Consider the following 16411-nt stretch of genomic DNA (forward strand, 5'->3'; position numbering starts at 1 on the left):
TGAGTATCGCCGGGCGCACGCTCGTGTATCTGCCACAGGAGCCGCACATCGGCATCTCGCAGAAGATCGAGAGCGAAGCCGAACGCGAGGCCGTGCGCGCGCGCCTGACCGCCGTGTTGCCCGCCGATGAAAAAGGCGGCTACATCGTCCGCACGATTGCTGAAGATGCAACCAGCGAAGAATTGGCCGGCGACGTCGCGTATCTGCGCAAGACGTGGGCAACGATCATCTCGCAAGGTCAGCGCATGCCGCCGACCAGCCTGCTGTATCAGGACCTGAATCTCGCGCAGCGTGTGCTGCGCGATTTCGTGAACGATGAAACCTCGCGGATTCAGGTCGACTCGCGCGAGACCTATCAGATGCTGGCCGACTTCGCGGCGGAATTCACGCCGGCGGTGTCGTCCAAGCTGCATCACTACACCGGCGAGCGGCCGCTCTTCGATCTGTACAACATCGAGGCCGAGATTCAGCGCGCCTTGTCGCGCCGGGTCGATCTGAAGTCGGGCGGCTATCTGGTGATCGACCAGACCGAAGCGATGACCACCATCGACGTGAACACCGGCGGCTATGTCGGCGCGCGCAACTTCGACGATACGATCTTCAAGACCAACCTCGAAGCCGCGCACACGATCGCGCGGCAATTACGGCTGCGCAATCTGGGTGGCGTGATCATTATCGACTTCATCGATATGGAGAACGTCGAGCATCGCGATCAGGTGCTCGGCGAGTTGAAGAAGGCGTTGTCGCGGGATCGTACGCGCGTGACCGTGAATGGATTCTCGCAGTTGGGGCTGGTGGAGATGACGCGCAAGCGCACGCGCGAATCGTTGGCACATGTGCTGTGCGAGCCCTGCCCGGTTTGTCAGGGCAAGGGGCAGGTCAAGACGTCGCGCACGGTGTGCTATGACGTGTTGCGCGAGATTCTGCGCGAGTCGCGGCAGTTCAATCCGCGCGAGTTTCGCGTGGTGGCGTCGCAGCAGGTGATCGATCTGTTTCTTGAAGAAGAGTCGCAGCATCTCGCGATGCTGATCGATTTCATCGGCAAGCCGGTGTCGTTGCAGGTGGAGTCGAATTTGAGCCAGGAGCAGTACGATATTGTGCTGATGTAGCCGCTCACGGCTTCGTCCCTTGCTACCAAGCGCGACTGCCGCGCAAACCAGCTTCGGACTTTCAGGCTGCCCGCGCTCATGCAGCCCGCGTCACGCACGGGATCACAACCGCCGCCGCGATCGCTACTACGCACGTAGCGATCGGATACGCTCCGCGCCCTTCACTCCTCACACTTCACATCCTCTCTGCGCACCACGACGATCGCCGGGTACGTCCCGTGATCGAGTTCCACGCGCGCCACCACGGTGAGTGTCTTGTCATCGGTGTCGTCGTACACGCTGACCCGCTCGTTCCGAAAGCCGGTGAGGCCGACGCAGTCCGACGCGCGGCCCTCGTCGGAGACCTTGCACTGGATCGGGTTATCGGCGAAGTACCGATACTTGTTGGAGTTCGCCAGCGCCATGTATTCGCGAAAGCTTTGAGCCGATCCGCCAATCCCCGTGACGTTCGCGATCGCGCACGATTGTTTTGGCGCCGCATTGCCGGTTGATGTTTGAGCGATCGCGTGCGCGCTCAGAGCTGCAATGGCGAGAACGAGTGACGATGCGACGAGGTGCTTCATGGCGCGGCTCCGGTTTTGCGGATCTGAGCGCAGGATTGTAAAGGCATCCCGCGTGGACCATCTGACTGGGACGCAGTTTCAGCTGTGCGCTTTGCCCAAAGGGTAATCGCCCCCATGAAGAGCCGCAGGCACGCCAGTCAGCCAACAAGCGCCGAAAAAACCTCTACCGGCCCTCAATTTCCCCGTTGACGCCATCCCAACACGAAGCGTATAACCATCCCATTGGATGTTATTTGGATGGTCCAAGGATGTTCTCCGGATACCACACGGGATAGAAAATGGCCAACCTCAAACTCATCGACACCTCTCGCCCCAAAGGCGGTGAGACCGAAAAAATCACCATCAACCTCGGTCCAATCGACCTGGGCCAGATCGATTTACTCGTCGAAGAAGGTTTTTACTCGAACCGCACCGACCTGATTCGCACGGCGATCCGCAACCAGCTCGGCGTACACGCGCAGGTCGTCACGGAAACGGTGACCCGGCGTGCAATGGTGCTCGGCTTGCAGCACTTTTCGAGGCAGGACCTCGAAGCCGCTCAAGCCGCGAACGAACGACTGGACATTCATGTGCTAGGCCTCGCCAGCATCGCAGCCGATGTGCCGCCGGAACTCGCGGCGGCCACGATTGCATCGGTGGAGGTGCTCGGTGCATTTCACGCGTCGCCCGCGGTCAAGGCGGCGCTCGCCGGCCGCATCAGGTAGACGCGCCTGGCATGGCCGACCTTCGGTTGCAGACGTGGTTGAACACGTTGTTGAACCAGTGAAGCTCATCGCCTGCCCCGCCGCGCCTTCTACAACTCAACCTATAACCGCTTACGATCATGAAAATGAATGAAGATTTCCTGAAGTCGATGAAAGAAGCCTTCGACCTGCTGCAAACGAAAGGCGCGAAGGAAGCGACCGCGGCGGTTCAGCGCGCGCTCGCGGGCGCCTCGGCCGAAGCCGGCAACGCCTACCCGTCGCACACGCCGCAGAGCGCCAACGAATGGACGCGAACGTGGACGCAACCCCATCCGCAAACTCAAACGCACTCTCAAGCCCAAAGTCCGGCACACGCCCGCACTGCGCCACATGCGCCCGCCGAGCGCACTGTCGACGCCGACACGCCCGGCACCTTCAGTACGCACACCTTCAGCAACAGCGCGGGCCAACGCCAATACAAGCTCTACGTGCCCGCCGTCTACAACAGCGAACCGTTGCCGCTCATCGTGATGCTGCATGGCTGCACGCAAAACGCCGACGACTTCGCGGCCGGCACGCGCATGAACGAAATGGCCGAGCGCCATGGCTTCATCGTCGTGTATCCGAATCAGTCGCAAGCCGCAAATCATTCGAAGTGCTGGAACTGGTTCAAGCCTGCCGACCAGCAGCGCGATCAGGGCGAGCCGTCGTTGATCGCAGGCATCACCCGTGAGGTGATGGCGCGCTATCGCGTCGATCCGGCGCGCGTGTACGTGGCGGGTCTATCGGCGGGCGGCGCCATGGCGGACATCATGCTGAAGACTTCGCCCGACCTGTATGCGGCAGCCTGCGTGCACTCCGGCCTTGCATCCGGATGCGCGAGAGATCTGCCCTCGGCGCTCGCCGCGATGAAGGGCGGCAACGCGCATCGCCACCGCTCATCCGCCGTACCGCAACGCCCGCTCATCGTGTTTCATGGCGACGCGGATACCACGGTGCATCCGTCGAATGCGACAGCGCTCGTAGCGGGCTTCAATGCCGGCGTCACGACAGTCGGCACGCCGTCGCATGTGGCAGGCACACTGGGCGGCCAGCGCGGCTGCACGGTGCAACGGCTCGTCGCCGCGAATGGCGTGGAAGCGGAGCATTGGTCGATTCACGGCGCGGGCCACGCATGGGCAGGCGGCAGTCAACGCGGCTCCTACACGGATCCATCCGGCCCCGACGCGGCCGCCGAAATGCTGCGCTTCTTCCTCGCCCATCCGCGAGCATCAGCCACGCACTAATCACTTTCAACTGACGAATGAGCGCGACGAAAAGGCTGTACATCCCGCCGCAAAGGTATAGAGTGGCTCATGTTGCAGCGCAGCAAAATCACTGCGCCGCGTCGACCTGCCGTCTCGCTTGAGACCCGGCCTCCGAAATCCTTTGGACGCCGGCACCGGGTCACTTCGGAGATATCACCACTATGCAAAGCCCCGCGATCGAACATAGCGCCGCCTTTGGTCAACGCACTTTCAACATCTTCACCGACTTGCAACTCGACGGCCTGGCTTGCCTGCAAAAACTCGGCGAACTCAATCTCGCGGCGCTGAAGGCAACCGTCACCGAAAGCAAGAACGCGCTGTCGGCCGGCCAGTTCAACATCGCGCCGTTTGCGGGCGCGTCCGATATGCAGCAGCAGATGGTTCAACGCACCCTGTCGTACGCACAGCACGTCAAGGAAATCGACGCGCAATTCACCGCCGCGTTGAACAAGGCTGGCGAAGCCCTGCGCGAAGAGTTCGGCGCCAGCGCGACGCAGTTCGGTTCCGGCTTCGGCCAGACCACGCCGTTCAGCTCGGACAGCGCGTTTGGCGCGATGCAATCCGTGATGGCTTCGATGATTCAGTCGGGCAACGCAATGCAGGACAGCATCAAACGTGTGTCCGGTGCCATGACGGGCACGGCGGTCACTGCTGTGGACAACGCCGCACAGTAAGTCTCGCGTCGTAACACGCGGAATAGCGAGTCAAGGATAGCGAGTCAAAGAAAGGGGCCGATTGGCCCCTTTCTCATTTCCGCGTATCCGAATGCCACGCCTCTTAAGCGACGCGCGCGCGGCACGGACGCGGCAAACCCGCGCTAAGCCGCCACAGCACAGCCGGCCTGCTCGAGCGCGGCCTGCGCATGGTCATGCAGATCGTCCGTGGTGAGCGACGCGTCCCGCGAGCGCACCCACGCCGCGATCCGCAGCGTCGCGCCGCCCCGACGTCCCCATCGCCGCCAGCATGCGGGCGAGCGTGGGATCGGCACGCGTGCGGGCGAGCGTCTTTGCGAACAGCGCGCCGACCCGGTTCGACAGCCACCAACCGACAATCAGGATCAGCGCCGCCAGCACGATATGAAGGACATCGTGCGTCAATGTGACAAGCAGCGACGGCTGGAAATGCAGTAGACGGGAAAGAAGGTCGTTCATTGTTTCCTGGGCTCCGTTGCGTATGTTCTCTTGACGCAAGGAAGCAGGATATTTTCCCGTGATTTGCACTCTTGCGGCTGAGGCACAGTGCTTGCAAAGCGCTTGCGTGACACCACGCAAGGCGACGTGGCGCGTGTCAGGCAGTGCCCAACGGTTTCAGCAAATTGCGCAACGCCGCGATAGTGACGGGCCGCGAGAACCAGAATCCTTGCGCCTCGTCGCAGCCGAGTGCTTCCAGTTGCGCGGCCTGTTCGGCGGTCTCCACGCCTTCGGCCGTCACGCGCAGTTTCAACGCGTGTGCCATTGCGATAATGGCGCCGACCAGCGCCGCGCATTGCGGATCGGTACTCATGCGCATCACAAACGAGCGGTCGATTTTCAGGCGATTCAGCGGAAAACGCGTGAGATAGGCGAGACTCGAATAGCCGGTGCCGAAGTCATCAACCGCGACTTCAACACCCAACCCGCGCAACGCATGGAGCGTCTGCAATGCCAGTTCCGTGTCGCCGAGCAGGGCGCCCTCGGTGATCTCCAGCTCGAGATACGAAGGGTCGAGCGCCGCCTCTTCGAGCGCCTCGCGGATCGTCTCGAACAGATTGTGCCGTTGGAATTGCTGCGGGGAGACGTTCACCGCAATCCGCGGCAAGCTGCCGGTCAGCCGCAGCAATTTGCCGGCATCACGGCACGCGGTACGAATCACCCATTCGCCGATCTGCTCGATCAGGCCCGCCTCTTCCGCGACCGGCACGAATTCGGCCGGACTGATCAAGCCACGCTGCGGATGGTTCCAGCGCAGCAGCGTTTCCACTTGCGCGATGCGCCCGTTGGCGAGCGTCACCTGCGGTTGATACACCAGATGCAATTGCTGCCGCTCGAGCGCTTCGCGCAGCATGGTCTCCAGTTCGAAGCGGCGCGCCGCCTGACCTTCGAGCGCGGTGGAAAAACGCCGCACCGCATTGCCGCTCACCGCCGAAGCCGCGGATAATGCTACCCCCGCGCGACGCATCAGCGTCGGTGCATCGGCACCGTCGGCAGGATAGGCGACGATGCCGATACTCGCGGTGATGTTCAGCGTGGTGCCGGCGTAGTCGATCGCTTCGGCGATGCGGCCCAGTGCCTCGGCAGCGAACGCATCGGCTGCGGTGCCGGTTTCATTGATCAGCAGCGCGAATTGCGTGCCGCCGATCGAGGCGATCGTGCCGTCGTTGGGGAACAGGCCGCGCATCCGCTCACCGACGATCTGCAGTACCAGTTCGGCCGCATGCAAACCGAGCGCATCGCGCAGTTTGCGCAAATGATCGAGCTCGGCGATCAGCATGGTAAAGCCGCTGCCGTTGCGTCGACAGCGCGCGATCGTGAGCTCGAGTCGTTCAGTGAAAAGCGTCTGATTGGGCAGACGGGTCACGCCGTCGTGATGCGCGACGTACCACAAGCGCGCTTCGGATTGCGCGTAGCGCGTCATATCGATCGCGATGCCGACATAGCGCGCGGGCCGGGCAGCGACACTGCCTGAACGTGCCGGCTCGGCGGCAGTCGGAGCCACAAGCGGCACCACCATCGGCGCCAGCGCGAACACTACGCGAATCGGCGTGCCGTTGCGCCGCACATAGGTCCATTCGCCTTCATAGCGCGTGCTGATCGCCGACAGCGGCGGCAATTCGGTGCGCCGTCTCGCGAGTTCGGCCGGATCGAGCAGGGATTCAAATGAGCGCCGGCCGATCAGTTCTTCGGCGGCAAAACCAGTCAGCTTTTCGAAAGCCGCGTTGACCGAGTCGAACGTGCCGTCGGCCGTGCAGATGAACATGCCGTACGGTGCGGCCGCAAGCGTGGCGTCGCGTGCGCGCGCTTCGGCATAGAGGTGTTCGTGCATCGCGCCGGCCTTTGAATTTTCTGGTAATGAAAGCAAGTGAGCGTGATTTCTGGCGCGTACGACGCAAGCGCCGAAGCTGGCAGATTCGGTCCGATCCGCCCGCTAACCGTGCGTATGATAGCGGCTTTCGCGGCCGCCCCGCCGCGCCTGCCGCGCATTCTCCACGCGCAATCGTTTTCCTCGGCGTATTCCCCGACGCCGGCAGCAGCACGTCCGTTATCGCACACATCATAAAGCGTTCGCCATGACCGGTGGCTACGAACACGGCCTGAAAAGCGGCTTTCTCGATCTGGTAACCGGCAACTGGCGCACCCCGCCGGAGCATCTGCATTTACAGCCGCTGTGCAAGGACGAACTGGTATGCCTGATGCGCAATGGCCATCCAATCAGGCCCGGACGGCTCAGCAAACCGGTCTACGAAGAAGCCGAACACCTCGCGGTGATGACCTACAACACGACGTCGTGGCGAGCGATCACAACGTGAGGTCGGTCAGACGGAAGATTGCTATGAGTTCGTGAGTGACGCCTCGGTCATGGCCTTGATCAGCCCGCCCTTGCCCTTCCTGACACGCCTACGAGGCGCGCGGCAACGCGGCTTCGATAAACACCGCGCAGAGCGCTTCCATGCCCTTCGCGTCTTCTTCGTCGAAGCGCGCGACGACCGGGCTGTCGACATCCCACACGCCGATCAGCGTGCCGTCCGGTGCGACGAGCGGCACGACGATTTCCGATTGCGATGCGCAATCGCAGGCGATATGACCGGGGAATTCATGCACGTCGCGCACCACTTGCGTCTGACGGGTCTGCGCGGCCGTGCCGCATACACCCTTGCCGAGCGCGATGCGCACGCAGGCGGGCTTGCCCTGGAACGGTCCGACCACCAGTTCGCGGCCGTCGTGGAAATAGAAACCGGCCCAATTCAGATCGCTGAGCGAATGGAACACTAACGCGGAGAAATTCGCGGCGTTGGCGATCCAGTCGGTTTCATCAGAGAGCAGCGCGCGCGCCTGGGCGACCAGTTCTTCGTATTGCGCGGCTTTGGGGAGATGCGGGGCGGAGGAGACTTCGAACATGACGGCGTCCGTGATGAAAGCGGAAAGAGGAACAGCATGGCTGTGAAGTGTAAAGCAAGCGGCCGTTTCCTCCACGGCGCGGCCCGTTGCACATGCCGCCCTCTTTCCGCCCGATCGACGTGCGTCCTGACGGCTTTATCCAGACATTAGTCCGGCGGACAACGCCACGCATAAAACGTTATTCCACCCCGATGATCACGCTCGATGCCTTGAAAATAGCCGTCGCCGCTTTGCCGCTCGCGAGGCCGAGGCGCTCGACGCTTTCGTTGGTGATGATCGCGGCGACCTGTGCGCCGCCCGCGCTGATAGTCACTTCCGAATTCACCGCGCCCTTCGTCACCGCCGACACCGTACCGGCGATGCAGTTGCGCGCCGACACCTGGCTTGCCGTCACGTCGACCATCACGATCACCGACGACGCCTTGACCAGTGCGAACGCCTTCTTACCGGCGGCAACGCCGAGCGACGTGGCGCTGCCGTGCGTGATGATCGCGACGATCTCGAGCCCGTCCTGGGTGCGCAGCGTGACTTCGTCGTTCACGGCGCCGTGTTTGACTTCGGTGACTTCGCCCGCGAATTGATTGCGTGCGCTGGTTTGCATGGTGCTCTCCTGGTTGACTGAGCTTCGTGAAACAAGATTCGAGGCGATGTGCCGAGTCTGGCGAAACGCCGGGTCTGAGCGGTCGCCTGGGCATGAAGTGCGATGTGGCGCAGCCGCTATTGACGTTTCGAACCCAATGAAACCACATAAACGTTGTGCAAATACATTCGTAACGCCGATCAAAGCAGCCCGCAGGGCATTGATTTCATGTCGCCGTCACGTTCGCGAGACGGCGGGGTCATGGCGGTGAAGTCAGCGCCAGCACCTCGCGCATGTAGAGACCCAGCCAGCCAGACATCGGCGAGCAAGGGTCCGGCGTAATGACAACATGGCGATCGGCGCGGTATCGGCTGGCGCGCCGCGCGACACCGTATCATCGTGCCCTTGGACCCTCACCGTCGAAGCCTATGCCTGTCGCCGTCCCGCCACGCACTGCCACACGTTTTGCCGCATGTTTTGCCGCATACCTTGCCGCCAGCTTTGCCGCCTGCCGCGGGGTTCGACTGCCGCACGCCCGCCATGCCGCCACGTTGTGCGCCGCCCTCGCGGCCGCTGTCGCCTTCGCCGCCTGCAGCAATCCGCCGCCGACACGCGACGCCCACGCGAACGTCGGAACCGTCACGCTGTTCCCCATCGCCAATTACGACCAGAACGTCGACCACTGGCTCGAGCCGGACAGCCCCGGCTACGACCAGCCGTTCCTGAGCCCCGCGGATCAGCAGGCGCATTTCAGAGCCCTCTACGGGCGCTATTTCGGTACCGGCACGAGCGCACCGTCGCCATGGAATTCCGCCTATGTGACGATGCGCGTCTATCGCCAGCAAGGGACGGACATTGCGGCATTGCAGCAACGCCGCATCGGCAAATTCGACAACACCGGCAAGAGCGGCGCGGCGCTCGGTTTCGGCGAGAATTTCCGGCCGCACGACAAGGCGTGGATCGACGCGATCGCGCAAAACATGGACCTCGGCCAGTTCACCCAGGAGGCCGCCTACAAGGCCGAACGCCGCGCGATCGCGACCGGCAATCTGATGGTGCGCGAACTGCCGACCATGGATCCGTCGTTCTACGATCATCGCCTGGCGGGCGAAGGCTATCCGTTCGACAACCTGCAGATCTCCGCGGCCCGTCCGGGTACGCCGCTGTACGTGCTGGGCAGCAGCGTCGACGGCGCGTGGCGCTACGTGCAGACGCCCGACGTACAGGGCTGGGTGCGCAGCGACGGCGTCGGCCTGACCGACGCCACGTTCGTCGACAGGTGGCGCGCCGCCACCGCGAAATCGCTGGGCGCGGTGACGGTGGCCTCGGCGCCGATACGCGACAGCCGCGGCGTGTTCCGCTTCGACGCGCCCGCCGGCACGCTGCTGCCGCTTGCCCCGAATGACGCGATGCGGCCCACCGCCCAGGCAAATAGCACAGCGAGCGAAGCAAGTGACGCCGCGGACACGTCGGCCTCCCGCACGCTCCTCGTGCCGGCCCGCGACGTGGACGGCCAGGCGGTCATCCGCACAGCCCAACTGAGCGACGCGCAGATTGCCCCGATGCCGCTCGCCGCCACTCCGCGGCATCTGGCGATGCTGATGAAAACGCTGATCGGGCGGCCGTATGGCTGGGGCAATAGCGGCCTCTACAACGACTGTTCGTCGGAACTGCAAAGCATCTTCGCGGCGTTCGGCGTGTGGCTGCCGCGCCATTCGTCGACGCAGATGAGCGCCGGACGCATGATCGATCTGTCCGCGTCCACGCCGGCGCAACGGCTCGACTATCTTGCCCAGCATGGCGAGCCGTTGCGCACGCTGATTTACATCGGCGGCCATGTGATGCTGTACATCGGCAACACGACTCGCAACGGCATCGCGGTGCCGGTCGTCTATCAGGACGTGTGGGGCTTGCGGCCGGCCGACAATAGCCGACGGGCGGTGATCGGCGGTTCGGTGATCCTGCCGCTGTTCGAACACATTCCGGAGGATGCGAACTTGCAGTCGCTCGCGGCGACCCCGACGTTCCAGATCAGCATCCTCGGCGCGCCGGCCGGCGCAGCGGCAACGCCCGCGGGCCCGTCCGCACCCGCCACGCCGCCGGACGACGACAATCCGGCAGGTTGAGCCTGCGCGGCGAACGCGCGCCGCACGCCGATGGCCGTGTTGACGCTCGTACCCGTGCTCTCTGCAGCCGCACGCCGCAGGCCATGTTCACGCTTATACCCGTGCTCATGACCATCCCGCGCTCACACCCCATCACACCGCACGCCCGTGCTTAAAAAATATTTTTCCCGGAGTGTCGATTCCCAGGCGATTTACTCGTCGTAACGTAGAAGGTCTGGCTCACGCAGCCGGTCTTTCAACTCACGAACCTGTTACTCCAAGGAGTCGCCGTCATGTCCAGCCCCGCTGTGAAACCGATCCCGGACGGGATGCATTCGCTCACGCCGTATCTGATTTGCGCTAACGCAGCAGAAGCCATCACGTTTTACGCCAAGGCGTTCAACGCCGTCGAGCAGTTCCGCCTGCCCGGGCCCGGCGGCAAGGTGATGCACGCCTGCCTGAAGATCGGCGACTCCATGCTGATGCTGACCGACGAGTGGCCCGAGCACAACACGTTCGGCCCGACCGCATTGAAAGGCACGCCGGTGCTGATTCACCACTACGTCGAAGATGTCGACGCCAGTTTCAAGCAGGCTGTCGAGGCAGGCGCGAGCGTCACCATGCCGGTCACCGACATGTTCTGGGGCGACCGTTACGGGCAGTTGAAGGACCCGTTCGGCCACAGCTGGTCGCTTGCCACGCACAAGCGCGATCTGAGTGTGGAGGAGATTCAGCAAGCCATGCAGAGCATGCAAGGCGCGGAGTGCGGCGGCTCGCAATAAGGCGCCGCCCTGCTCCTGGATAGTGAGCAGCGCACGAAGGCTGATGCACGACGAAGCGACGGGCGGCGGATAAAACGCGTCTACCCAACCTTTGAAACGAGCCCGCATGGCGATGGGACCACAGAACCGTGAGCGGTTGATCTTTGATAGGATCGGTCTCGACCCATAAACGGCGGGACAAGAACGGTGCGCGTCAACCATCAGGCGTTTTTCTGCTCGCTGTTTGTCGCGCGCCTTGCGGATCAGGTCTTGCTGTTCCTTGTGCCGCTGGTCGTGTTTCAGACGACACACCAGGTATCGTGGTCGGGACTTGCGTTCTTTATTGAAACGCTGCCGCGTTATCTGGTGTTTCCTTTCTTCGGCGCGTTGTGCGACCGCATATCGCCGTTGAAGCTGATGCGGGTGAGTCAGACTGTGCGGGCGGTGATGTGTTTCGGCGGCGTGTTGGCTTACGTGGTGTTTGGCGGCATTGGCTGGTTGATTGCGCTGTCGGCGTTATGCGGCGTGCTGACGAGCCAGGGGTTTGTCGCGCGCGAGGTGATGCTGCCGCAGATCTTCAGCACGCAGCAATTCCAGCGCGTGCTTGCTTATTCACAGTTGGCGGATCAATTGGGCTTCGTCCTTGGCCCGATGCTGGCTGCGGTGCTGCTCGGCGTGTGGCGGTGGGAGCGGGTGGTCGGCGCAACTGGCGTGCTGTTTCTGCTCGCCGACGCGGCGCTCCTGCTGTGGCAGCGCACCAGTGGTTTCCGCGCAAACGATCCGCCTTCTGCACCGGTTCACTGGACGATGCCGTTGCGGATTGCGCTGCGCCACGTACTGGTTTTACCGGGCCTAAAAAAAGTCGTGTTGCTCGCCGCCGCTGAGAACCTTGTGATTGGCGTGACGCTTGCGACATCGGCCGCGATGGTGACGGGTCTTCACGCGCAATCGAGCCGCTACTATGCTGGCTTGCAAACCGCTGGTGCCGTGGCCACGGTTCTGATTCTTTTGTCGATTGCGCGAAACGCGTGGCCGGCGCAGACCCTTGGCCGGGTCGCATTCGTCTCGATCTGCGTGGGCGGCGTGATTGCTGGAGCGAGCGCGGCGCCTTGGGGCTATGCGCTTGGCTTTCTGTTGATTGTCGGCTTCGACAAGATGTTCAACGTGTACATTCGCAGTGCACGGCAAAAAATCGTTCCGCCGGAGGACTACGGCAAGACGACGGGCGTCATCATTCTGTTGAACAACATGACGCAACCGCTCGCCGGTTTGCTGGTCGGCATATTCTCGGGACGAGCCCAAACCGGCGTACTGATCGTGACGCTCTCGGCGACGATGGCCTGCATTGGCGCAGCGGTATCGATCGCAGCGACGCTATCGCGACGCAAGCGAGCGCTGGCGCTTGGGAAATGACAAAGCGCGCGCCCCAACCCGCCCTGACTCTTCGGCGCGCGCAGCGCCGCCGGAAGAATGACGGCTGTGTCACTAACGCGGAGTGTGCGAAAACCCAGATTCCAGATGCACCACTACCGCGACTGTGCGAGGGTCCCGCTTATGAGCTGGCGGTGTGAGCCGCTTTCTTTGCTTACTTTCTTTGCGGCGGCAAAGAAAGTAAGTGCCGCCCCGCACAGGGGCAACACTAATAGACCAATAAGAAAACAAGGAAAGGCCAAAACCCCAGGCAAACAAACCAAAACACAAAAAACAGACCCATGCGCCGAAGGCCAACCCCCTCTTACACAGCCTCACAAACAACATCAAACTTCATCAACTGCGTAGCCCCAAACGCATTACTAATAGCGACATCAGCAGCATCCCGCCCCCGGGCCATCAAAACCCGCCCCGTCCGGGGCACATTATTCCTCGGATCGAAGATCTGCCAACACCCCCCCACATAAGCCTCAAACCACGCAGCAAAATCCATCGTCGCATACGGCGGCGGCGTCCCAACATCACTGATATACCCCGTGCAATACCGCGCCGGTATATTCATCGCGCGGCACAACGTCACAGCCAGATGCGCGAAATCCCGGCACACGCCCTTCCTCTCCTGCCACGCCTGCCAGGCGGTCTTCGTCGGTCGCGCGAAATCATATCCAAACACAATATGCTCATGCACATAATCACAAATCGCATCCACCCGCCCGCGCCCGAGCGGCATTTTCCCAAACGTCTGCCACGCGAATTCGGATAACAAATCCGTTTCGCAATAACGGCTACCCAGCAGAAACACCAACGAATCGTCAGGCAACGCCTCAACCGCATGTTGCTCGGTAAACGGTGGCCGCCTCTCCGGCTCGGACGACACCTCGAGCACGGCGCTTGTCGACAGCGCAATCAGCCCCTGCGGCGCCACGATCCGACTGCACAAATTACCGAAACCATCGCGATACTGCCTGATCGGCACCGGCGGATCGACTGCCAGTAAATCCGGATGCAGCACTTCCTTCGCGTGCGAATAGTGCGTGTTCAACATCAACATCATCGGCGTCGGTTGCACGCACTCATAGACCAGCTCGTAGCCAACGCGCAATTTCATCGCGACACCCTCTTCCAGTTGAAACGTTCAATTGACGCGCCCGGTAAGCAACCCGAGTCGACGCCCCCAGCTAACACGTTCGATTTGCACCAGAATCATCCACCTGGCCCGCGCCGTCACGGCTCCTCGGTCACGCTCACATCGACCTGCAGACCGCGAAACGAATGCGGCGCGCCATGCCATGTGCCCCACAACGGCAACGCCTGGTAGTAGTTCCACGCCACCGCGACCCGAATCAGATGACGATTGCCGACAATGCTATTGGTCGGATCGAAATCAACCCAGCCGGCGCCAGGCAAATAGATTTGCAACCATGCGTGCGTCGCGCCGCCGCCCTGCGTGGCGTCGTGCTCCGGCACGAACAGGTAACCGCTCACAAAGCGCGCCGCGAGGCCAAGAGAACGCACGGCGTCCATCATCAGCACCGCAAAATCCCGGCAACTGCCGCTGCGGTTGCGCAAGGTGTCGCCGGGACGGTGCACGCCCTTTTCCGTGCGGCGCACATAGAAAAACGAGCTCTTGATCTCGAGCGTCATCGCGCGCAGGAGCGCCATCGTCCCGCCTGTGCCGTTCTTGCCACTGCCGCCGCCCGGCACAGGGACGAAGCGGCGCGCCCACTCGTCCACGTCGCTGTCGGGATACTGGCGGCTGCGCGCGTTCACGAGGTCGGATGCTTCCTCGTTGGTGTACGCGAACGGCCAGTTCACCGCGCAGGGTTCGAGCGCGTAGTCGGGCAACGGCGTTTCGACATGTTCGAGTGTCACTTCGCTATCGAAGCGCAATTCGCTCGCCTTGCCCACGAAACTCGCGACCGCCACCGAGTTGTCGAACACGTCGTGCAGCCAGTGCAGCCGCGAGGGCGTCGGCGTAATCACCAACTGATTCGTGACGAGGCGCAAATCGTGACTGGCGCGCGGGCGGAACATCATCCGGTGTTCGCCGAACCGCACGGGTTCCGAGTAACGGTAGACGCTGACGTGACGCACCGTGAAACGCTGGGGCTCAGTCATCTGACAGGCCGATGGATGCAACTGGGTTCGTCCTGAGCATTACGTTCACGCTGGTAAAACCGCTGCCGCGGCAGGCGCTGAACGCCCGGCACGGTTTGATCCTGAATGAGCCACGGCCAGGAGTCGGCGTGGTGGAGTGCGCTCAACGAGCAGCTTTTGCTTTGAGCATACACCCGCCATATTGGTTGAAATCACTCATTTGGCAACGGCGCCGCGTACGTCGAGGTTATCAACAGATTCTGTTGACAAGGCTGTGGACAAGTCAACCCTGTGATAAATGACCCCGCTGCCGAAGGCTTTCCGGGCGGCGTGTGGGGGAATTTCTTTCCGCTTACGCCCGCAAACATCCATTCCCCAACGCGTCCCTACACGCTGCGGACCGACCAGGTTTCCGATAAGTTCGGCGCAAGCACGATGAACACCCAAAGCGTCGACGTCTCAGATGACGCATTCACGCTTTCGGTTCTGTGAAAATGCCACCTCATCCCTCCAGGCTCGAAATGAGACGACACCCGCACGTTCCGCGATGCCCCTGACGTGCGAGCGAATGGCCCTCATCGGCCATGTCGTGATCGCCCTCCATGATGACGTTCGGCTGCACCTCGGGATGCAGCGGGCATTCAATCAGGTCACCCTTGCGGGCAAGCGGAATGCCGTCATAGTCCGCTGTTTTGGAGGCAGTGATGACCTTGCCGCCGTGGTCGGTGGCGTCGCCGAGGCGGATAAGACCGATCATGACTTGTCCTCCATGTACCAGGAAACCTGATTGCTGCTCGCGTCGCGTTCCGGCCCGGGCATCGGTTCGCCTGCTCTCACGAATCGGTCGTGTTCAGAAAGTGACTGAACCAGTCACCACTGCGCGGGCACGGCTGAGCCGGCATGGCCCGCAGCATCTGTTTCGGCTCGGGCGGCCCGCCATCTGTGCCCGTATCGGAATTGGCGCGATACCAGTTCACCAGGTCTTTGGGATAAACGAGGTGGTCGCGATAGCTGGTGTCGTCAATGTCGAACAGGACCGTCACCAGCGCAGCCTCAAAGCACCAGTAGCCGAAGTAGCCGAAGCCATTCCCGGTATGCATTCCGTGCCAGTAACATGACTTCATGCGCTTGTACCAGTTCTCGACGAATTCCTTGACAAGCGCAGGGCGTTCTTCGGGAGCATAGAGCGTAGCGCGAGCCAGTGACCGGTACACCGCGACATGCAGCGCCACCCGCTCACTCTCGATGTGAAAACCGGTCAGCGCCTGCACAACATTTTCAAATAGAATATCGCGCCCACGGTTGAACTCGCGGGTACGGTTGACCCACTCCATGACTTTCGGAATGAACTCGGCGTGCCTCGACAGCTTGCACAAGGCGAGCAGCCAGAACACATACACGTAAGCTTCAAGTTGCGTAATTTCCAGTGTGTCGGCAACTGCCCTCGGCGGGGTTTCTGATCGGGGCGAAATCTCGTTCTGGATGTAGGTGTCGAAGTCGCGGATGACCTGCGGCAGCGCTTCTCTAAGCTCTTCTATTGGGCGGCCTGCCGTGTATTGCAGGATGAGATCTTTGAGTCCATCAGAGGCGATCCTCCAACGAAAGCTCTTTTGGGCATCTGTCACCAGCTCTTCAGTCAAAAGTATTGACCTTGCCCGGCTAACTGATTCTTTTAGATATG

At 62.0% G+C, this 16411-nt stretch carries 17 protein-coding genes; 8 read left to right on the top strand and 9 right to left on the bottom strand.

Annotated elements, in window-relative coordinates; all coding sequences use genetic code 11:
• Positions 1 to 1109, top strand: a 1109-nt coding sequence (locus QOC89_RS07120) for an Rne/Rng family ribonuclease (RefSeq protein ID WP_323044383.1), incomplete at its 5' end; no start/stop codon positions are given.
• Between the two features lie 161 nt (positions 1110 to 1270).
• Here the strand turns inward: QOC89_RS07120 and QOC89_RS07125 are convergent.
• Complete coding sequence (locus QOC89_RS07125) at positions 1271 to 1672, bottom strand: hypothetical protein (RefSeq protein ID WP_323044384.1); 402 nt, start codon at positions 1670 to 1672, stop codon at positions 1271 to 1273.
• 278 nt (positions 1673 to 1950) lie between these two features.
• Here QOC89_RS07125 and QOC89_RS07130 point away from each other — a divergent pair, with 278 nt between their 5' ends.
• From QOC89_RS07130 to QOC89_RS07140, 3 genes are all read left to right on the top strand, one after another.
• Positions 1951 to 2376, top strand: coding sequence for a CopG family transcriptional regulator (locus QOC89_RS07130; protein ID WP_323044385.1), 426 nt, complete (start codon positions 1951 to 1953; stop codon positions 2374 to 2376).
• Between the two features lie 119 nt (positions 2377 to 2495).
• Positions 2496 to 3641 (top strand): PHB depolymerase family esterase, encoded by a 1146-nt coding sequence (locus tag QOC89_RS07135; RefSeq protein WP_323044386.1) that lies wholly within the window; start codon positions 2496 to 2498, stop codon positions 3639 to 3641.
• A gap of 182 nt (positions 3642 to 3823) precedes the next feature.
• A complete protein-coding gene (locus QOC89_RS07140) occupies positions 3824 to 4336 on the top strand; it encodes a phasin family protein (RefSeq protein WP_323044387.1) in 513 nt (170 codons plus the stop codon).
• Between the two features lie 192 nt (positions 4337 to 4528).
• Here the strand turns inward: QOC89_RS07140 and QOC89_RS07145 are convergent, their stop codons facing one another.
• Both QOC89_RS07145 and QOC89_RS07150 read right to left on the bottom strand, forming a co-directional pair.
• On the bottom strand, positions 4529 to 4813 hold the full coding sequence (locus tag QOC89_RS07145) for a mechanosensitive ion channel family protein (protein ID WP_323044388.1): 285 nt from the start codon (positions 4811 to 4813) through the stop codon (positions 4529 to 4531).
• Positions 4814 to 4949: 136 nt separating this feature from the next.
• The gene (locus QOC89_RS07150; RefSeq protein ID WP_323044389.1) at positions 4950 to 6683 is read right to left on the bottom strand and encodes a putative bifunctional diguanylate cyclase/phosphodiesterase; all 1734 of its coding nucleotides are present in this window, start codon (positions 6681 to 6683) and stop codon (positions 4950 to 4952) included.
• Between the two features lie 244 nt (positions 6684 to 6927).
• On the opposite strand from QOC89_RS07150, the gene QOC89_RS07155 reads away from it, so the two are divergent.
• Positions 6928 to 7167: a hypothetical protein gene (locus QOC89_RS07155; protein ID WP_323044390.1), complete on the top strand. Its 240-nt coding sequence runs from the start codon at positions 6928 to 6930 to the stop codon at positions 7165 to 7167.
• Between the two features lie 88 nt (positions 7168 to 7255).
• Here QOC89_RS07155 and QOC89_RS07160 read toward each other — a convergent pair whose 3' ends face one another.
• Complete coding sequence (locus QOC89_RS07160) at positions 7256 to 7756, bottom strand: GAF domain-containing protein (RefSeq protein WP_323044391.1); 501 nt, start codon at positions 7754 to 7756, stop codon at positions 7256 to 7258.
• Between the two features lie 178 nt (positions 7757 to 7934).
• The gene (locus QOC89_RS07165) at positions 7935 to 8357 is read right to left on the bottom strand and encodes a TOBE domain-containing protein (protein ID WP_323044392.1); all 423 of its coding nucleotides are present in this window, start codon (positions 8355 to 8357) and stop codon (positions 7935 to 7937) included.
• 407 nt (positions 8358 to 8764) lie between these two features.
• Between QOC89_RS07165 and QOC89_RS07170 the strand changes: the two genes are divergently transcribed.
• From QOC89_RS07170 to QOC89_RS07180, 3 genes are all read left to right on the top strand, one after another.
• A complete protein-coding gene (locus QOC89_RS07170) occupies positions 8765 to 10462 on the top strand; it encodes an SH3 domain-containing protein (protein WP_323044393.1) in 1698 nt (565 codons plus the stop codon).
• Positions 10463 to 10734: 272 nt separating this feature from the next.
• On the top strand, positions 10735 to 11223 hold the full coding sequence (locus tag QOC89_RS07175) for a VOC family protein (RefSeq protein WP_323044394.1): 489 nt from the start codon (positions 10735 to 10737) through the stop codon (positions 11221 to 11223).
• A 186-nt stretch (positions 11224 to 11409) separates the two neighbouring features.
• Positions 11410 to 12615: an MFS transporter gene (locus QOC89_RS07180; RefSeq protein WP_323044395.1), complete on the top strand. Its 1206-nt coding sequence runs from the start codon at positions 11410 to 11412 to the stop codon at positions 12613 to 12615.
• 322 nt (positions 12616 to 12937) lie between these two features.
• On the opposite strand, the gene QOC89_RS07185 is transcribed toward QOC89_RS07180, so the two are convergent.
• The 4 genes from QOC89_RS07185 to QOC89_RS07200 all read right to left on the bottom strand — a co-directional run.
• Complete coding sequence (locus tag QOC89_RS07185; RefSeq protein WP_323044396.1) at positions 12938 to 13741, bottom strand: transglutaminase family protein; 804 nt, start codon at positions 13739 to 13741, stop codon at positions 12938 to 12940.
• A gap of 116 nt (positions 13742 to 13857) precedes the next feature.
• Entirely contained in the window at positions 13858 to 14751 is an 894-nt protein-coding gene (locus QOC89_RS07190; protein WP_323044397.1) for a transglutaminase family protein, read from the bottom strand.
• A gap of 481 nt (positions 14752 to 15232) precedes the next feature.
• The gene (locus tag QOC89_RS07195; RefSeq protein WP_323044398.1) at positions 15233 to 15487 is read right to left on the bottom strand and encodes a PAAR domain-containing protein; all 255 of its coding nucleotides are present in this window, start codon (positions 15485 to 15487) and stop codon (positions 15233 to 15235) included.
• A 76-nt stretch (positions 15488 to 15563) separates the two neighbouring features.
• Positions 15564 to 16411 (bottom strand): PoNe immunity protein domain-containing protein (locus QOC89_RS07200; protein ID WP_323044399.1); only part of this gene is annotated, 848 nt, incomplete at its 5' end.

Origin of the sequence: Paraburkholderia sp. (assembly GCF_034668105.1) — a bacterium.
Classification (GTDB): domain Bacteria; phylum Pseudomonadota; class Gammaproteobacteria; order Burkholderiales; family Burkholderiaceae; genus Paraburkholderia.

Excerpts from the sequence above, each read along its gene's own strand:
- QOC89_RS07165 (WP_323044392.1), bottom strand. The coding sequence starts at position 8,357 with ATGCAAACCAGCGCACGCAATCAATTCGCGGGCGAAGTCACCGAAGTC.
- QOC89_RS07175 (WP_323044394.1), top strand. The coding sequence starts at position 10,735 with ATGTCCAGCCCCGCTGTGAAACCGATCCCGGACGGGATGCATTCGCTC.
- QOC89_RS07135 (WP_323044386.1), top strand. The coding sequence starts at position 2,496 with ATGAAAATGAATGAAGATTTCCTGAAGTCGATGAAAGAAGCCTTCGAC.
- QOC89_RS07140 (WP_323044387.1), top strand. The coding sequence starts at position 3,824 with ATGCAAAGCCCCGCGATCGAACATAGCGCCGCCTTTGGTCAACGCACT.
- QOC89_RS07190 (WP_323044397.1), bottom strand. The coding sequence starts at position 14,751 with ATGACTGAGCCCCAGCGTTTCACGGTGCGTCACGTCAGCGTCTACCGT.
- QOC89_RS07125 (WP_323044384.1), bottom strand. The coding sequence starts at position 1,672 with ATGAAGCACCTCGTCGCATCGTCACTCGTTCTCGCCATTGCAGCTCTG.
- QOC89_RS07160 (WP_323044391.1), bottom strand. The coding sequence starts at position 7,756 with ATGTTCGAAGTCTCCTCCGCCCCGCATCTCCCCAAAGCCGCGCAATAC.
- QOC89_RS07150 (WP_323044389.1), bottom strand. The coding sequence starts at position 6,683 with ATGCACGAACACCTCTATGCCGAAGCGCGCGCACGCGACGCCACGCTT.
- QOC89_RS07145 (WP_323044388.1), bottom strand. The coding sequence starts at position 4,813 with ATGAACGACCTTCTTTCCCGTCTACTGCATTTCCAGCCGTCGCTGCTT.
- QOC89_RS07195 (WP_323044398.1), bottom strand. The coding sequence starts at position 15,487 with ATGATCGGTCTTATCCGCCTCGGCGACGCCACCGACCACGGCGGCAAG.
- QOC89_RS07130 (WP_323044385.1), top strand. The coding sequence starts at position 1,951 with ATGGCCAACCTCAAACTCATCGACACCTCTCGCCCCAAAGGCGGTGAG.
- QOC89_RS07170 (WP_323044393.1), top strand. The coding sequence starts at position 8,765 with ATGCCTGTCGCCGTCCCGCCACGCACTGCCACACGTTTTGCCGCATGT.
- QOC89_RS07185 (WP_323044396.1), bottom strand. The coding sequence starts at position 13,741 with ATGAAATTGCGCGTTGGCTACGAGCTGGTCTATGAGTGCGTGCAACCG.
- QOC89_RS07155 (WP_323044390.1), top strand. The coding sequence starts at position 6,928 with ATGACCGGTGGCTACGAACACGGCCTGAAAAGCGGCTTTCTCGATCTG.